This window comes from Ruegeria sp. ABV3_008 (assembly GCF_056161185.1).
The window spans coordinates 15,936-29,788 of sequence record NZ_JBSWYP010000012.1 but is presented as its reverse complement, the minus strand read 5'-3'; the positions used below and the strand labels follow the sequence as shown (position 1 = coordinate 29,788).

Sequence of the window (13,853 nt, the reverse complement as noted above, 5' to 3'; positions counted from 1 at the left end):
GAGGGCAACTATGCTTGGCCCAGGTTTTTTAGAATTGGACAGTCGGGACGGTGGTCTCCGGCACATTCATCGATCAAATGAGACAACGTTTCATGCATGGCTTTCAGATCGGCAATCTTATCGTCGATCTCTTTTAAGTTCTGTTTGGCTATTTCTTTAACGTCTGCGCTTGCGCGTTCTTTGTCTTCGTACAACGCCAGTAGTGAACGGCAATCCTCAATAGTGAAGCCCAAGGAACGGGCCCGCCCGATGAAGGCCAGTTTATGCAGTTCCTTTTCGTCGAAATGGCGATACCCATTCAGGCCGCGCCTGGGCTTGATGAATCCGATATCCTCGTAATAGCGGATGGTTTTGGCAGGCAGACCCGAACGTTCTGATACATCTCCGATATTCACAGCGGCTCTCCTAAATTATTCAGCCGGCGCTGATTGCAGCGTCCGCTCTTCATTCTGCGAAATCTGCTCTCGACCAACTTTGATCGCCTTCACCCATCGCAACCGCAGTGCGTTGGTCAGAACAAAGACACTGGACAGAGCCATGGCACCTGCAGCTAATACCGGCGACAGCAGCGGGCCACCAAACGGATAAAGCACCCCCGCTGCAACCGGTATGAGAAGAGTGTTGTAGCTGAACGCCCAGAACAGGTTTTGGCGGATGTTACTCATAGTTCTCTGACTAATATCGAAAGCGTTGACCACACCAGTAAGGTCGCCTGACATCAGAACGACGTCAGCCGCTTCGATAGCGATGTCAGTTCCTGTCCCGATCGCAATTCCTACTTCAGCCGCCGCAAGCGCGGGTGCATCGTTGATGCCATCACCCACAAACGCCAGTTTTCCGCCATTTGAACGCAAATCTTGCAACGCGGATACTTTACCCTCGGGCAGAACCTCGGCCACGACATGATCAATGCCAAGCTGCGCCGCAATGGATTTGGCAGTAGCGGCATTGTCGCCTGTTATCATAGCAACTTTCAGGCCCAGCCCGTGCAAGGCTTCAATTGCGTCGGGCGTGGTGGTTTTGATTGGGTCCGCCACAGCGATTACGGCCGCGACAACCCCGTCGACGGCAGCATAAAGCGGGGTCTTTCCGTTGATTGCCAGTTCAGCGCCCCGATCAGACAGCGCGCCCATTTCAACCCCCTCGCGACTCATCAGGCGGTCGGCCCCGATCAGGATTGTATGGCCTTCGACTGAGGCGCTTACCCCGTAACCGGTGATCGACGTGAAGTCTTCTGGCTTCGAAAGCTCCAGACCACGGGTTTCAGCCGCGCGCACGATGGCCGTGGCGATCGGATGTTCGGATGTGACCTCAACGGCAGCAACAAGGCGCAGAACCTCATCCTCGGCCAATCCTTCGGCCACAATCAGGTCGGTCAGCTCCGGACGCCCTTCGGTCAAGGTCCCCGTCTTGTCCACCGCAACAACGGTGGTTTCCTGCAGCATTTGCAAGGCGTCGCCCTTTCGAAACAGGACACCCATCTCGGCCGCGCGGCCGGTGCCGACCATGATTGAGGTGGGTGTGGCCAACCCCATGGCGCAGGGGCAAGCAATGATCAGTACCGCAACCCCGGCTACCAACGCCAAGCTGAGCGCAGGATCGGGTCCGAACAACATCCAAACCAGCACAGTCATTACGGCCACAGCGATCACTACCGGCACGAACCACAGCGTGATGCGGTCAACCAAGCCTTGAATCGGAAGCTTGGCACCCTGTGCTTGTTCGACCATTTGAATGATCTGGGCCAACATAGTGTCTGCGCCGATCTTTTCAGCCCGGTACGTCAATGCGCCCGCGCCATTAACTGTTCCGCCGACCACAGTTGCGCCCTCGGTCTTTTCGGCAGGAACCGGCTCGCCGGTGATCATGCTTTCATCGACATATGACGCGCCGGTCACTACGGCACCATCCACCGCGATTTTTTCGCCCGGTCGAACGTGCACAATATCCCCTACAACGATCTGCTCGATCGGTAGCTCGACAACCGATCCGTCGCGCTCAACGCGCGCTGTTTTTGCCTGCAGACCGACCAGTTTTCGGATCGCTTCACCAGTTCGCCCCTTGGCGCGCGCCTCGAGGAACCTCCCCAGCAATATGAGAACCACGATCACCGCTGCGGCCTCGTAGTAGACGTTTGCGGTTCCGGCGGGAAGAACACCCGGCGCAAAGGTGGAAACAAGCGAGAACCCATAAGCCGCCGAAGTGCCCAGAGCCACCAGAGAATTCATGTCCGGCGCGCCTTTGAACAAGGAAGGGAATCCCTTAGTATAGAACTGCAAACCTGGCCCAAAAAGAACGATCGTGGTTAGAAGGAATTGCAGGTAATAGCTGTTCTGGATGCCGATCGTGCTCGCTATCAGGTGGTGCATGCCCGGAATAACATGCGAGCCCATTTCAAGGATAAAGACCGGCAAAGCGAGCAAGGCGGCAAAGCTTGTTCGCCGGGCCAATTGGCGAATCTCTTTGGCTTTGCGGTCTTGTGGTTCGGTCTGCGTCGCGGATCGCAGGCTCGCCGGATAGCCAGCAGATGCCGCAAGCGCCGCGATGGCTTCGGGTGTTGTGACTCCCTCAGCATAACGTACAGTTGCACTTTCGGTGGCCAGATTGACCGACGCGGACAAGACGCCATCATCTGCTTGCAATGCCCGTTCAACGCGCCCCACGCACGATGCGCAGGACATGTTCTGAATATCCAGCGTTACCTCTTCCGTCCGTGCCAGATATCCGGCGCTGTTTAACGCATCAGCAATGGCCGCTTTATCGGCTGGATCGCGGAAATCGACCTGAACGCTTTCGCTGGCGAGATTAACCGAAGCGGCATCTACCCCTGGCACATCTTTCAACGCGCGCTCAACCCGCCCTACGCAGGACGCACAGCTCATACCCTGAACTTGAAACCTTGCATGTGAAATTTCAGTCATATTGTCACCACCAATGTTCTGCTGACGGGAAACATAAGGGTTCCAGCAAGTGGAAGGTCAAGGGATGGGGCTGACTTTCTTTGCCACTAATTTTGACGATCCAATAATCACGACTTGACCTTCCTGTGCTGGAATACTTTAGCCGGGACGACGGAACACAGGAGCAAACATCCATGACGACCCTAAATATCCCGGATATGAGCTGCGGGCACTGCAAGTCAGCTATCGAAAAAGCCGTTGCCACGGTGGATTCCTCCGCACAGTTGGACTTTGACATGGAAAACCGCAGGGTACGTGTCTTAAGCACCAATTCACTTGATCATATCCTTGCAGCGCTGAAGTCCGAGGGATACGAAGCCACGATCGCATGATAAACTTAGGAGCGCACATGCTGTCGCCCCCTTGGTTCTATCTTGCGTCTCTGACTGCCACGATTAACCGGGTCATTTCATCTTCGGTGATCAGACCCGGGGCAAGCGCATCTCCAATCACAAACGAAGGAGTGCCACTGAAGCCAAGCTGTCGGGCCAATTCCATGGAAATCTGAATATGCGCGTCGACTTCCGGCGCTTCCATATCTGCGCGCAATTGATCCTCGTCCAGGCCAAGTTCCCGAACAACTTTCAGTACACTGGCCTCAGTGGCACGACCGTTCAGAGCCATAAGCGCCCAATGAAATTCTTCGTATTTTCCCTGGTTTCGTGAGGCCAGCGCAGCGCGTGCCGCGAAGTCGGAACCTTCTCCAAGTATGGGCCATTCTCGATAAACAATTCGCACATCGGAATCGCCCGCGATTACGTTCTTCACGACCGGGGCAGCGCGTTTGCAATATGGGCAGTTATAGTCGAAAAACTCGACCACGGTTACATCGCCTTCCGGGTTTCCGATTACAGGCGCATTCGGATCCTGTTCCAGCAATTCACGCTGATTTTCCAAGACGCTTCCAATTGCTTCGGCTTTTGCCTGATCCTCGCGCTGTTGAAGCAATTGAATCGCCTGCATGATGATCTCAGGGTTTTCCAAAATGGCTTCGAGAGCCAGCCGTTTTACATCGGAGTCAGACAGCTCGTCGGCGCGTGCCATAGGAATGCCAATCGACATGGCGATAGCGACTAAGCCTGCAAGTATTCGTTTCACATCAGTTTCCTTCCGTTTGTTCTGCTTCGGTGCGTTGCTCTTGCAGCTTGCGTTCCCGATCCGGCCAACTCTCCTGGATGAAGGCGAGGATGTCCCAGATATCCTGATCCGACAGAGTGTCCCCGAAGCCTGGCATGCCGCTTTTGACGTCAGCGACACCCATCTGTTTCAAAGTTTGGTCCCCGCCAAACTTTGTATAGTCGAACAACAGCTTGTCGCCGTGATGCCAGGTATGCCCGGTTCGGTCATGCGGGGGCGCCCGCAAGACGCCATCTGCACCGGGTGTTTGCCAATCCTGCTGACCCTCCAAATTTGCCCCGTGGCATGACGCGCAGTTTTCGGCGTACAAAACTGCACCACGTGCCGAATCCGCTGATGCACTGTTCTGCGCACGCCCACTCAGGCCCCAGCCAGCGACCGCGACAATGATCACTACAGCAGCCAGTGACACCCATTTCGCCGAACTCTTGTTCATCATGCCACGCTCAGCCAGGTCTTCATACCAGCGGCCTGATGCGACAGCATATGGCAATGAAACAGCCAATCCCCCGGGTTATCCGCAACGAACGCAATCTCCCGCTTTTCTATCCGGTCAACCAGGATTGTGTCCCGCAGCGGCCCTAGGTTGCCGTTTGGCAGAACTTCCTGAAAGTGCGTCCCGTGCAAGTGCATAGCGTGCGGAAAGACGGTGTCGTTCTGCATCTGAATCCGGACTATGTCGCCACGCGAAACGGCAGCAAGGGGGTTTTCAGGTAACCCGGCGACACCGTTGAATGTCCAGATCTGCCCTTCCTGAACCAATTCATTGGTGCTCATGACCTGGCCGTTAAAAGTGCCTTGACGCAGTCCGCCCATCGCCCCGCCTTCCATCACTAATGGGATTGTCAAAGCGTCAGAAACATCTTCGAGAAAGGAAACAGGGTTGGGTGGCAGGGCTTCTATTGCACCGCGGTTTGCGGATGCACCGCTTCCCGAAACCGGGATTTCAGCAATGACAAACGATTCATCGCGTTCGTGAAGAGTTATTTGAACGGCTTCGTTCGATTCCGCTGTGACATCAACAATTAAGTCTGCTCGCTGTGCAGGCCCAAAAACAAGGGTTTCAAAATCCTCTGGCTGCCTTACAGGCATGCCATCATAAGCGACCAGTTTCCCGTTTGCGCCACCTACTGAGACATACATGATCCGATCAGTTGCCACGTTGACCATTCGAAGTCGCAAACGCTGGTTTGTCAGAACTTCTGTCATGGGCGATATGTGTGCGTGAACGTAGTTTCCCATTCGGCCTGCATGCGTCCAGTCATGCATCGCGCCGAAATCATCGACGATTTGGGCGTCCTGACCCAACCTCCAGTCATCCAGCAGGATCGTAATGTCATGATCCGTGTCCGGCGGGTCCATTTCGTCGACGATGAACGCGCCGTAAAGGCCCCTGGCCACTTGTTCCGTTGACTGGTTATGAGAGTGGTACCAGAAGGTTCCTGCATCCTTCAGAGGCAAGTCATACTGAAACTCGCCGCTTGTTGGTACAGCCTCCTGTGTAAGACCCGGCACCCCATCCATGTTGTTTGGTACCCGCAGTCCATGCCAATGGATTGCCGTAGGCTGAGGCAGTGAGTTCAGGAGTGTCCGGCGAACCGTTTCGCCCTGCCGGGCACGAATTTCGGGGCCCGGAACACCGCCATCATATCCCCATATCTCGGTTTCAGGATAGCTGTCGGGGGCAACACGTGCCAATCCTGAACGCGCCTCGATTATTCGGGGGGCGGTAGCCGCCCTCCCGATAGTCGGCACTGCGATTAGTGCCGACGTGCCTGCAACGAATTGCCTGCGATTGAGCTTCATGAGGACTTCCCTCCAAAGAAAATTTGATCTCTCACTCGATTACCCCCCGTCGTGCACATCCAGCAGATAGGTCGCCATTGCCTTCCGGTCTTCGTCTGTCAGAAAGCTGGTGCCATAGTTTACGACCTCTCCCATGGCGCCGCCGAAGACATCGCCATCAGGCATGACGCCGGTGCGCAACGCGTAGGCCAAATCATCTACCGTCCAACCACGCTTTTGCAGGGTCTCAAAGTCGATGGCCGGTGCCTTGTCACCGCCCGGCAGAGAGTCACTTCCCTTGAAGTGTTCCGTGTCCGAATTTCTTGCGCCAGCCAGGTTCCTCCCGGTGTGGCAGGCCGCACAATGTGTGGCACCTTCGACCAGTAGCCGGCCCCGGTTCCACACTTCGTCATTGCCCGGCACGGGATCAGTGCGGGGTGGTTCCAGAAAAGCCGCGCGCCACAGCTTCAGGCCCCATCTCTGATTGAAGGGGAACGCCATTTCCTGTTCTTTTGACGGTTCCGCTACCGGTGGAACTGTTTGCCATGCGGCCCAGAGATCGGCGATGTCCTGATCCGTGAAATTGGCATAGAATGGATAAGGAAAGGCCGGGTAATAGGGTTGTCCGCCGGGTGATACGCCTTGACGCACCGCGCGGGCGAACTCCTCGATTGTCCAATCACCGATCCCGTGATCGGGATCTGTGGTCAGGTTCGGCGAAAAGAGCGTGCCGAACGGGGTATCCAACTCCACCCCACCGGCCAAGGCCGCGCCCCCTTTGGCAAAATCTGTGTGGCAAGCGATACAACCACTTGCCCTTGCCAGATACGCCCCGCGGTTAACGTCACCCTGAATGTCGAGAGCTTGTAAGGGCTGGCCAATCGGCCAAGCCATCACAGCAACAAGTCCCGCTGACGCCGCTACGGCGGCAGCAAGGCCCAATCGGAATATCGGTCTCATGACGCATTCCTATTCCGACCGAAATTGCGTGTGACACGCCGAGCATGTCTGGCTCAGCATCATGAACACACCATCTGCCGGCATTTCAGAAAGTTGTGCCTGGTTTGGACTGCCGCCCATCATTCCGGCACCCATCATAGAACCGCCACCCATCATGGATGCGCCGCCCATCATGCCCGAACCATGGCCCGACCCGGACATCATCAACCCGTTGTCCGCCGCAAGCACAAGGCCTTCAGAGTAGGATTCCAACTGCCTGGCTAACTCTGCAAATGAACCCCAATCCTGCCAGATCTCCGATTTGGCCTCCGAGGGTTTGCCATCAGATCCCTCTGGAAACAGCTTTGTCATGCTCTCGCCAGCGTGACGCCCGATTTTCTTGGCCTCGCTTCGTACCGTTTGCGCATTGTAGGGCGTTTTCCCCTGCATCATCGGCGTAAGGATCTTCATGCTGTCCTTCATCGCGGACATACCATCCATGCGTTCTTTGACGATGCCGGTTGCGCCACCATGCGCCAGGGCGGCGGCTGCAAACAGAGAAACCAGGGCAACGCCTGTGGTCATTTTCAGAATGTTCATTGTTTTGTCCTTGTCGTCTGCTTCGACGCGCCCAGGTTGAGCGCAATTCGACTGGTCAGATCAGGACACGCGGCGGTGGTGGGTCAAACGCCGCGATACCGAGAACCCGGTATTGGGCTCGAGGGATCGAGTATCTTTGTTCAGTATCTTGGGGGCCAGGCGGTGGTGGACCCATCGAAAATAGACCAACAGCGTTGCAAATCGTTCCGCCATGACAATGTCCGGGATGACCCTGCTTGACATGCTCAACGTCCGCGGAGTCCGTTTGGTCAATCACGTGCTGAGAACCACTGCCATGTGCATGAGCAGAATCGGCCGTCACAAGCAGCCCGCCAATGGTCAGCACCATTGACAGTATGATGTAACGAATTGCACTGCCCATTCGGCTCGTCACCTTCAGAAAATCCCGTTTTCCTGCTGCAGCTCTCTGATATACGCCACGATGCCCTTCACATCCGCACGGGTCAAGCCATCGACCGGCGGCATATTGCCGAACTTCCAATGGTGTGCCCGAACTCCATTCTGGACTGCCACATAAAATGACTCGTCCGAATGGTGGCTTGGTTCATAGATTTTATGCACCAAAGGTGGTGCAAGGCCTTCCAGACCTGTTGCATTCGCGCCATGGCACGCCGAGCATTTGGCGTCGAATGCCACTTTGCCGACGGCCGCAAATTCGCTTAGCTGGTCCGGCAGAGTGACGTTTTCGATTGGGTCTCCTTGCTCCAGTGCTGACGTATCGGGCGGCGTCATCGAGTGACCTGTTGGTTGCTGATTTAAGTTGTAGACGAACGCGGCGGCGCCTGCGATCACTACTCCGCCGATCAAGAGTGTAAGTTTATCCATCTCTGTTCTTCACATGATTGTCAGTTCTTAGGTTCAACGCGCGCAAAAAAAATCGGCCTGACCAAGGTCAGATCAGTTTTACCTGAGTGCCCACAGTGGCCAGTTCGAACAATTCCGCAATCTGCTCGTTGTACAAGCCAATGCAGCCGTTGGAGGATCTTCTCCCGATCTTGCGCGTGTCGTTGGTGCCGTGGATCCGGTAGTATTGCCAGCTCAAATAAAGTGCATGTGTCCCCAGAGGATTCTCCGGACCCGGGCCCACATAATCGGGCCAAGCGGGGTTGCGCTTTTTCATTGCTGGTGTCGGTCGCCAAGACGGCCCTTCGACCTTGCGAATAACTGTGGTGTAGCCCAGCCGTGTAAGATCTTCAGTCAGCGGTACGCTGGTCGGATACATCCGGTAGACGCTTTCATCTTCTGACCAATATTGCAGGACCTTGGACTGTGTATCGGACAGGATCACACCATTCTTAAGCGTATCAAAGTGGTCCTGCCATTTAGCAACGCGGAATGAGGAAACATTGCGGCGCGTCCCCTCAGTTGCCGTTGATTGGGCCCAAACGGCCGGTGCTGGAAAAAGCGTCGTCGCAGCAAACGCGGCAATCACTCCACGTCGCGTAACAACCTTTCCTTCTTTGCTCCGTTTCATGCCTGCCATCCCAAAGTTTATTCTTTTTTTCCGACTCAAATAACTCGTATGCCCGGTTCCTGCGCTGGAAGGTCAACACGCAAATGACATTTCATATGGGATGTCTCGTCTGAATTGTCGTTGCCGTTGGCGCAGGGATATTTCCTTAGAAGGCGGACCCAAATCATCAAGTCATTGTGGAAAAGCAATTTTTCTTGGACGTAACTCCAGGCTGCTTTAAGCAAAACCTGACTTTCTTGAATCAACCGAACACAAAAAAGCAACGCTAACAATTGCTTAGTTCTTGGTGAATTGATGTGATCACCCGTCGATGCGAGGGTAGCAGGCACTACAAATGACAATCACAGTGGACTAAACACCATGTCCTTCAGGAAAGCTTTCCAAGCACTGGCCGCACTTTTGTTCATCGGCGCTTGTACCGAAACAACGTCAATATCTGCAGATAGCGAGCCCGGAACGCTTTCCCAAGTTCCTGACGCCGTAGCCCAGATTGCTGCTCCGGGCCAGGACCTGAACGCAGTGAAAATCATGCCTGAGGACGGTTGCTATTGGTATCGCTATGTTGGGCCAGTTGAAACAACCTACCTACCACTTAGGACTATTGAAGGGCGCCCAATCTGTACGCGCGCCTGACAAGCGCCTGTCAGCTGGTCGCGGTCAGAAGCCGCTCGGGAGGGTAGAGATGAGCCGTGGACCCTGGCCTGACACGATCATAAAGCCCGATGATATGTGGCATCGCCATCCTTACGCAGCCAGAACTTGCGCGACCTCCGATAGATCTTGGATAAGGCGTTCCGTGAATTCGCAGGTATGTGTCGCGACCACCTTCGAACAGATAAAACGCCCTTGATCCCAATGGGTTTGTCGGCCCACCGGGCACACCATCTGCGAATTGCGCATATTCATCAGGGTCGCGCTCAATCATTTCGGCTGTAGGAGTCCAACGCGGCCATTTGGCCTTTCGCTTGATCGTGTAGACTCCGGGCTCGTAAAGATTGCCTCGGGCAATGGCTACGCCGTAACGCATTGCTGTGCCACCGTCTTCGATGAAATACAGATATCGTGCCACCGCGTCGACATGAATGTCACCCGGAGTAAGTGGTCGATTGGTTTGCACACGCTGAGGCAGGAAACGTGGGTGTAAACCCCAGGGATTGGATGTTGCGGGATCAAAATTGGCTGGAGTTACTTGCGCATCCCACTCCGACCATTGCGAGGCCGCCGCCGACGTCACTCCAAAAACCGGCTGAGAGAAAATGGCGAGCGAGGCTGCAACAAAATGTCGTCTGGTCAGCATTGATAGCGCTCCTATTGGCTGGTTGGTGTCTGGAGTTAGTACCCAGGGGATTAGACAATCCGCGACGGGGGAAGATTTGTCCATTCAATTATTCGTTCGATATCGCTTCGACCCACCCGCGAGTTTTCAAGGCTTAAAGTGACCTAGGCAGCTTCGTGTTTAACCTGAAACTTCACCAGGCGTCGGGACGACAATGCCTGCTGTTCATACCCCTAAAAACTTCCCTGTTCCGGCCGTGTCTATGCACCAAGTAAGGCCCAAGCAAATGCTGGACTGGTTTGACAGCGTCAAATTCGCTTCGCGCCAAAACAGCTTGACCTTCCATCGTGGGAAGGCGTTAGCAGAGGTCTCCAATCCAAATTTTGGAGTTGAATGTGAAAGAAAAACAGACTGCAAACGCGCCGCAGGCGTCAGTACCGGTTAGCGGCGGCAAGATAATGAAATGGGGCATGATGGTATGTTGCATTGCCATGATAACGCCGATCGCTCTCTACTTGATCGCCGGCGGGACGGTTGGTGGGCTTTCTGACTCCTTGGGTCTTTTCGCACCGTTGATCCTGTGCCTCGGAGCCCATTTCTTTATGCACAAGGCGATGGAAAAATCCTGTCATTCGAACAAATCTGAATCGGAAAGACCAAAGGCAACAGACGCCGCGGTCGGACCGAACCCAGTACACCGGCAATAATCTTCAATCATGAAGCTTTGGTGCTCAAGGTTGGCCGCCATGTCGCTGGCCGCTCTTTCGCTGGCGGCTTGCGCACCACGCCCTAAACTATGCCCGCTGCAACCGCCGCAGCCTGAATACGCCCTGCCCCAAGGTTGCCGGGTTCAATGGGAGGGCGCGGATGGCGGGGCCTATTTCATCTGCGAAGACGGGCGCGAAGGTTTCGTGAGCTGATCGTGGGGATGTGACATTCCGGCTCGTTGACCCTCCAGCGCTGGAATCTGGCAGAGACGGGTGCAAAACAACCGATGGCAACGCGCAATGGCAAGAACACTCCTAAATTTATGTATTATGATCTTGGGGTTAATCTTTGGCCAGACTTCCGCCGGGACAAGCCTTGCAGCTACATCCCAAGCGTATGAATCAGAGCCCCTGGTCGCACACATAATTACCGCGCAGGACGGGATCGCGCCTGACGTCAAGACGATCACTGCAGGACTGCATCTGAAACTGGGCGAAGATTGGAAAACCTACTGGAAGTCGCCTGGTGAGGTGGGAATTCCGCCCAAGATCACTTGGAACGGCTCGCAAAACGTCAGCGACGTACAGTTTCACTGGCCCGCGCCGATCCGTTTTCGCGCCTTCGGGATCGAGAATTTCGGGTACAAGGACGAAGTGGTCTTTCCGCTGACCGTCACACTCGAGAACCCCGGAGCGCCAGTTGACTTGAAGGCCGCTGTGACAACGCTGATCTGTTCCGATATCTGTGTGCCGGTCGAGTTTTCGCTGGACTTGTCGCTGACTCAGGGAACGGGTCGGGATCAGGACTCGGCCCGGCTTATAAATGCCTTTCTGTCGCGGGTGCCAACCACGGGAAACACAAGCGGAATGAAGTCCGACGCCGCGACCCTGGATACCGAGTCCGAGATGCTGACGCTGAATTTCACCAGCGACCTGCCCTTTGATGCGCCTGATGTCTTTCCCGACATGGGACGTGACACCGCGTTTGGTGCACCCGACATCCGGCTCGCTGGCGACAGGCGTCAGCTATGGGTGCAGTTCCCGGTCCTCGCTCTGGCACAGGACCCCCCCGCCTTGTCCGTCACGGTTACCGACACCAACCGCGTGGCCGAGTTTTCGCCCCGTACCGACGCTCCCCCTACCCCGCCACCATATGAGATCGCGGCCGCCGAAACTTCAGCCAGCGCGCTGGTCTGGATCATTTTGCTGGCGGTGGGCGGCGGGTTGATTCTGAATGTCATGCCCTGCGTACTGCCAGTGCTTTCGATCAAGCTTTCCTCGGCGGTAAAGGCTCGCGACCGCTCTGCGGCTCAGATTCGCGCCGGGTTCCTGGCTTCGGCAGCCGGAATCCTGACATTCATGTGGCTGTTGGCGGCTATCACCATTGCGGCGCGGTCGCTGGGCTATTCCGTCGGCTGGGGCATCCAGTTCCAGAATCCGCTTTTCCTTGCGGTGATGATCGTGGTGCTGGCGGTTTTTGCAACCAGCCTCGCGGGCTTGTTCGAGATCACGCTGCCGCAGTCGCTGAACACCCGGCTTGCCCATGTCGAAAAGGGCCGCGTGTCGCTGGTCGGGGATTTCCTGACCGGAGCCTTCTCAGCAGTTCTGGCGACGCCCTGCTCGGCCCCCTTCCTCGGCACGGCGGTGGCCTTTGCCCTGACCGGCCGACCGGTGGATATCGTGGCGATCTTCACCGCAATGGGGGTCGGGCTGGCCATTCCTTACCTGCTGGTTGCAGTGCACCCGAAACTTACCGCCGCTCTGCCTAAACCGGGGCGTTGGATGGTGGGATTAAAATGGGCCCTGTCGGCGGCACTGCTGACCACGATCGGCTGGTTGGTCTGGGTGATGGTCGGGGTGGCCGGAGACACTGCTGCAACTGCTACCGTGCTGGCTGCAACTGTTCTGGTCCTGTTGATCTGGAAAAGTACGATGATGCCACCCGTTTTGCGCTGGACAGCCCTGTTGCTGACGCTGACCGCAGCGTTTGCCGCACCGGTTGCGATTGCCGGCAAAGACCGGTCCAGGCTGCTTGAACCAGCCGGAGAGATCCCTTGGATTACCTTCAGCCGCCCCGAAATCGCCCGCCTTGTGTCGCGCGGCGAGGTGGTTTTCGTCGATGTCACAGCCGACTGGTGTCTGACCTGCAAGGCCAACAAAGCGCTGGTGCTGGAACGCGGCGAGGTTCTGGCAACACTGCAATCGGACAAAGCAATTCCGATGCAGGCCGACTGGACCCGCCCCGACGATGTGATCGCCCGTTTCCTTGAGGACAATGGACGGTTCGGGATCCCCTTCAACATCGTCTACGGCCCGTCGGCCCCCGAAGGCATCGCCCTGCCAGAGATCTTGACCACGAACGCCATTCTCGACGCGATGGAACAGGCCGCGCCGATTGCGGGCGGAGCCGTGGAAAGCGGATCCTGACCCCGGAGTTCACATATCCCGGACGCGGTTGCTCTGCTGCGCTAAACGCATGGTCTCGTGCTCTTCCATATCCAGTATCGCCTGAAAGAGTTCGCGTGCCTCGGGTATCTCGGCACGCCCGTGCAAATACCGATATAAGTCGATCACCTGATTGTGAAGATCGAAGACCGCTTCGCAGATCTCATCGACGCTCATCTGTGCGAACGGCCTGTCGCAGGCGCGATGTGGGTCGATCGGCTCATTGCCCAAATAGTCATATACCCAGGTGTTGAGCGCTTTGGGATCGGCTCGTTTCACGAAACCATCGACGATTTTCTCCAGAGCAGCCTCATGATCGGCGAGGTAGGTAAGCAACATCCTGGCCAGCTCCTGCTCTGACTGTGTCGAACAGTGGGCCAAACATTCGGCGAGCCAATGATGCATTTCCCGCGTCCAGACAATTAGATCAGAAAACGTTTCAACTTTCATGGTCTCAACCTCCTAAAGATCGGCATGCGATAGCCTAAACCGGAATTTTCCAGATGGCT

17 protein-coding genes and 1 pseudogene are annotated in these 13,853 nt (G+C 55.9%); 5 read left to right on the top strand and 13 right to left on the bottom strand.

The genetic code is table 11. The features are described from left to right. Positions 1-8: 8 nt before the first annotated feature. The gene (gene cueR / locus ACXAH8_RS18460; protein ID WP_475220181.1) at positions 9-395 is read right to left on the bottom strand and encodes a Cu(I)-responsive transcriptional regulator; all 387 of its coding nucleotides are present in this window, start codon (positions 393-395) and stop codon (positions 9-11) included. A 15-nt stretch (positions 396-410) separates the two neighbouring features. Then, on the bottom strand, positions 411-2,921 hold the full coding sequence (locus ACXAH8_RS18455) for a heavy metal translocating P-type ATPase (RefSeq protein WP_475220180.1): 2,511 nt from the start codon (positions 2,919-2,921) through the stop codon (positions 411-413). A 173-nt stretch (positions 2,922-3,094) separates the two neighbouring features. On the opposite strand from ACXAH8_RS18455, the gene ACXAH8_RS18450 reads away from it, so the two are divergent. Further along, a complete protein-coding gene (locus tag ACXAH8_RS18450; protein WP_170417905.1) occupies positions 3,095-3,292 on the top strand; it encodes a heavy-metal-associated domain-containing protein in 198 nt (65 codons plus the stop codon). Between the two features lie 37 nt (positions 3,293-3,329). Here ACXAH8_RS18450 and ACXAH8_RS18445 read toward each other — a convergent pair whose 3' ends face one another. From ACXAH8_RS18445 to ACXAH8_RS18435, 3 genes are read right to left on the bottom strand one after another with little or no spacing between them, the layout of a single operon-like run. After that, complete coding sequence (locus ACXAH8_RS18445) at positions 3,330-4,058, bottom strand: DsbA family protein (protein ID WP_414478956.1); 729 nt, start codon at positions 4,056-4,058, stop codon at positions 3,330-3,332. Between the two features lies 1 nt (position 4,059). Then, the gene (locus ACXAH8_RS18440; RefSeq protein ID WP_475220179.1) at positions 4,060-4,533 is read right to left on the bottom strand and encodes a c-type cytochrome; all 474 of its coding nucleotides are present in this window, start codon (positions 4,531-4,533) and stop codon (positions 4,060-4,062) included. After that, positions 4,533-5,306, bottom strand: coding sequence for a multicopper oxidase domain-containing protein (locus tag ACXAH8_RS18435; protein WP_475220230.1), 774 nt, complete (start codon positions 5,304-5,306; stop codon positions 4,533-4,535). Before ACXAH8_RS18435 ends, ACXAH8_RS18440 begins: the two co-directional genes overlap by 1 nt. Before the next feature lie 54 nt (positions 5,307-5,360). Here ACXAH8_RS18435 and ACXAH8_RS18430 point away from each other — a divergent pair, with 54 nt between their 5' ends. Next, positions 5,361-5,510, top strand: coding sequence for a hypothetical protein (locus tag ACXAH8_RS18430; protein ID WP_475220231.1), 150 nt, complete (start codon positions 5,361-5,363; stop codon positions 5,508-5,510). Between the two features lie 9 nt (positions 5,511-5,519). Here the strand turns inward: ACXAH8_RS18430 and ACXAH8_RS18425 are convergent. The 7 genes and pseudogenes from ACXAH8_RS18425 to ACXAH8_RS18395 form a co-directional block, all read right to left on the bottom strand. After that, positions 5,520-5,903: pseudogene (locus ACXAH8_RS18425) on the bottom strand (multicopper oxidase domain-containing protein); the annotation flags it as partial. 39 nt (positions 5,904-5,942) lie between these two features. Next, the gene (locus tag ACXAH8_RS18420) at positions 5,943-6,842 is read right to left on the bottom strand and encodes a c-type cytochrome (protein WP_170417899.1); all 900 of its coding nucleotides are present in this window, start codon (positions 6,840-6,842) and stop codon (positions 5,943-5,945) included. 9 nt (positions 6,843-6,851) lie between these two features. Further along, entirely contained in the window at positions 6,852-7,421 is a 570-nt protein-coding gene (locus ACXAH8_RS18415) for a c-type cytochrome (RefSeq protein WP_170417895.1), read from the bottom strand. Between the two features lie 60 nt (positions 7,422-7,481). After that, positions 7,482-7,664 (bottom strand): hypothetical protein, encoded by a 183-nt coding sequence (locus ACXAH8_RS18410; RefSeq protein ID WP_157054267.1) that lies wholly within the window; start codon positions 7,662-7,664, stop codon positions 7,482-7,484. A gap of 153 nt (positions 7,665-7,817) precedes the next feature. Continuing rightward, positions 7,818-8,267, bottom strand: a complete 450-nt coding sequence (locus tag ACXAH8_RS18405) for a c-type cytochrome (RefSeq protein ID WP_170417891.1) — start codon at positions 8,265-8,267, stop codon at positions 7,818-7,820. Positions 8,268-8,334: 67 nt separating this feature from the next. After that, positions 8,335-8,925, bottom strand: a complete 591-nt coding sequence (locus ACXAH8_RS18400; protein ID WP_475220178.1) for a L,D-transpeptidase — start codon at positions 8,923-8,925, stop codon at positions 8,335-8,337. 634 nt (positions 8,926-9,559) lie between these two features. Next, positions 9,560-10,213, bottom strand: coding sequence for a L,D-transpeptidase (locus tag ACXAH8_RS18395; RefSeq protein WP_050605720.1), 654 nt, complete (start codon positions 10,211-10,213; stop codon positions 9,560-9,562). A gap of 374 nt (positions 10,214-10,587) precedes the next feature. Here ACXAH8_RS18395 and ACXAH8_RS18390 point away from each other — a divergent pair, with 374 nt between their 5' ends. The 3 genes from ACXAH8_RS18390 (at position 10,588) to ACXAH8_RS18380 (ending at position 13,326) form a co-directional block, all read left to right on the top strand. Next, complete coding sequence (locus ACXAH8_RS18390; RefSeq protein ID WP_255612174.1) at positions 10,588-10,899, top strand: DUF2933 domain-containing protein; 312 nt, start codon at positions 10,588-10,590, stop codon at positions 10,897-10,899. A gap of 9 nt (positions 10,900-10,908) precedes the next feature. Continuing rightward, positions 10,909-11,112 (top strand): hypothetical protein, encoded by a 204-nt coding sequence (locus ACXAH8_RS18385; protein ID WP_170602093.1) that lies wholly within the window; start codon positions 10,909-10,911, stop codon positions 11,110-11,112. 117 nt (positions 11,113-11,229) lie between these two features. Further along, positions 11,230-13,326 (top strand): protein-disulfide reductase DsbD family protein, encoded by a 2,097-nt coding sequence (locus tag ACXAH8_RS18380; protein WP_170418009.1) that lies wholly within the window; start codon positions 11,230-11,232, stop codon positions 13,324-13,326. Between the two features lie 9 nt (positions 13,327-13,335). Here ACXAH8_RS18380 and ACXAH8_RS18375 read toward each other — a convergent pair whose 3' ends face one another. Continuing rightward, the gene (locus tag ACXAH8_RS18375; RefSeq protein WP_170417881.1) at positions 13,336-13,794 is read right to left on the bottom strand and encodes an ATPase; all 459 of its coding nucleotides are present in this window, start codon (positions 13,792-13,794) and stop codon (positions 13,336-13,338) included. Between the last annotated feature and the right edge of the window lie 59 nt (positions 13,795-13,853).

Bases quoted from the DNA above. Each gene is read 5' to 3' on its own strand.
- ACXAH8_RS18455 (WP_475220180.1), bottom strand. From the start codon at position 2,921: ATGACTGAAATTTCACATGCAAGGTTTCAAGTTCAGGGTATGAGCTGT.
- ACXAH8_RS18450 (WP_170417905.1), top strand. From the start codon at position 3,095: ATGACGACCCTAAATATCCCGGATATGAGCTGCGGGCACTGCAAGTCA.
- ACXAH8_RS18440 (WP_475220179.1), bottom strand. From the start codon at position 4,533: ATGAACAAGAGTTCGGCGAAATGGGTGTCACTGGCTGCTGTAGTGATC.
- ACXAH8_RS18435 (WP_475220230.1), bottom strand. From the start codon at position 5,306: ATGACAGAAGTTCTGACAAACCAGCGTTTGCGACTTCGAATGGTCAAC.
- ACXAH8_RS18430 (WP_475220231.1), top strand. From the start codon at position 5,361: ATGCATCGCGCCGAAATCATCGACGATTTGGGCGTCCTGACCCAACCT.
- ACXAH8_RS18420 (WP_170417899.1), bottom strand. From the start codon at position 6,842: ATGAGACCGATATTCCGATTGGGCCTTGCTGCCGCCGTAGCGGCGTCA.
- ACXAH8_RS18415 (WP_170417895.1), bottom strand. From the start codon at position 7,421: ATGAACATTCTGAAAATGACCACAGGCGTTGCCCTGGTTTCTCTGTTT.
- ACXAH8_RS18410 (WP_157054267.1), bottom strand. From the start codon at position 7,664: ATGTCAAGCAGGGTCATCCCGGACATTGTCATGGCGGAACGATTTGCA.
- ACXAH8_RS18405 (WP_170417891.1), bottom strand. From the start codon at position 8,267: ATGGATAAACTTACACTCTTGATCGGCGGAGTAGTGATCGCAGGCGCC.
- ACXAH8_RS18400 (WP_475220178.1), bottom strand. From the start codon at position 8,925: ATGGCAGGCATGAAACGGAGCAAAGAAGGAAAGGTTGTTACGCGACGT.
- ACXAH8_RS18395 (WP_050605720.1), bottom strand. From the start codon at position 10,213: ATGCTGACCAGACGACATTTTGTTGCAGCCTCGCTCGCCATTTTCTCT.
- ACXAH8_RS18385 (WP_170602093.1), top strand. From the start codon at position 10,909: ATGAAGCTTTGGTGCTCAAGGTTGGCCGCCATGTCGCTGGCCGCTCTT.
- ACXAH8_RS18380 (WP_170418009.1), top strand. From the start codon at position 11,230: ATGATCTTGGGGTTAATCTTTGGCCAGACTTCCGCCGGGACAAGCCTT.
- ACXAH8_RS18375 (WP_170417881.1), bottom strand. From the start codon at position 13,794: ATGAAAGTTGAAACGTTTTCTGATCTAATTGTCTGGACGCGGGAAATG.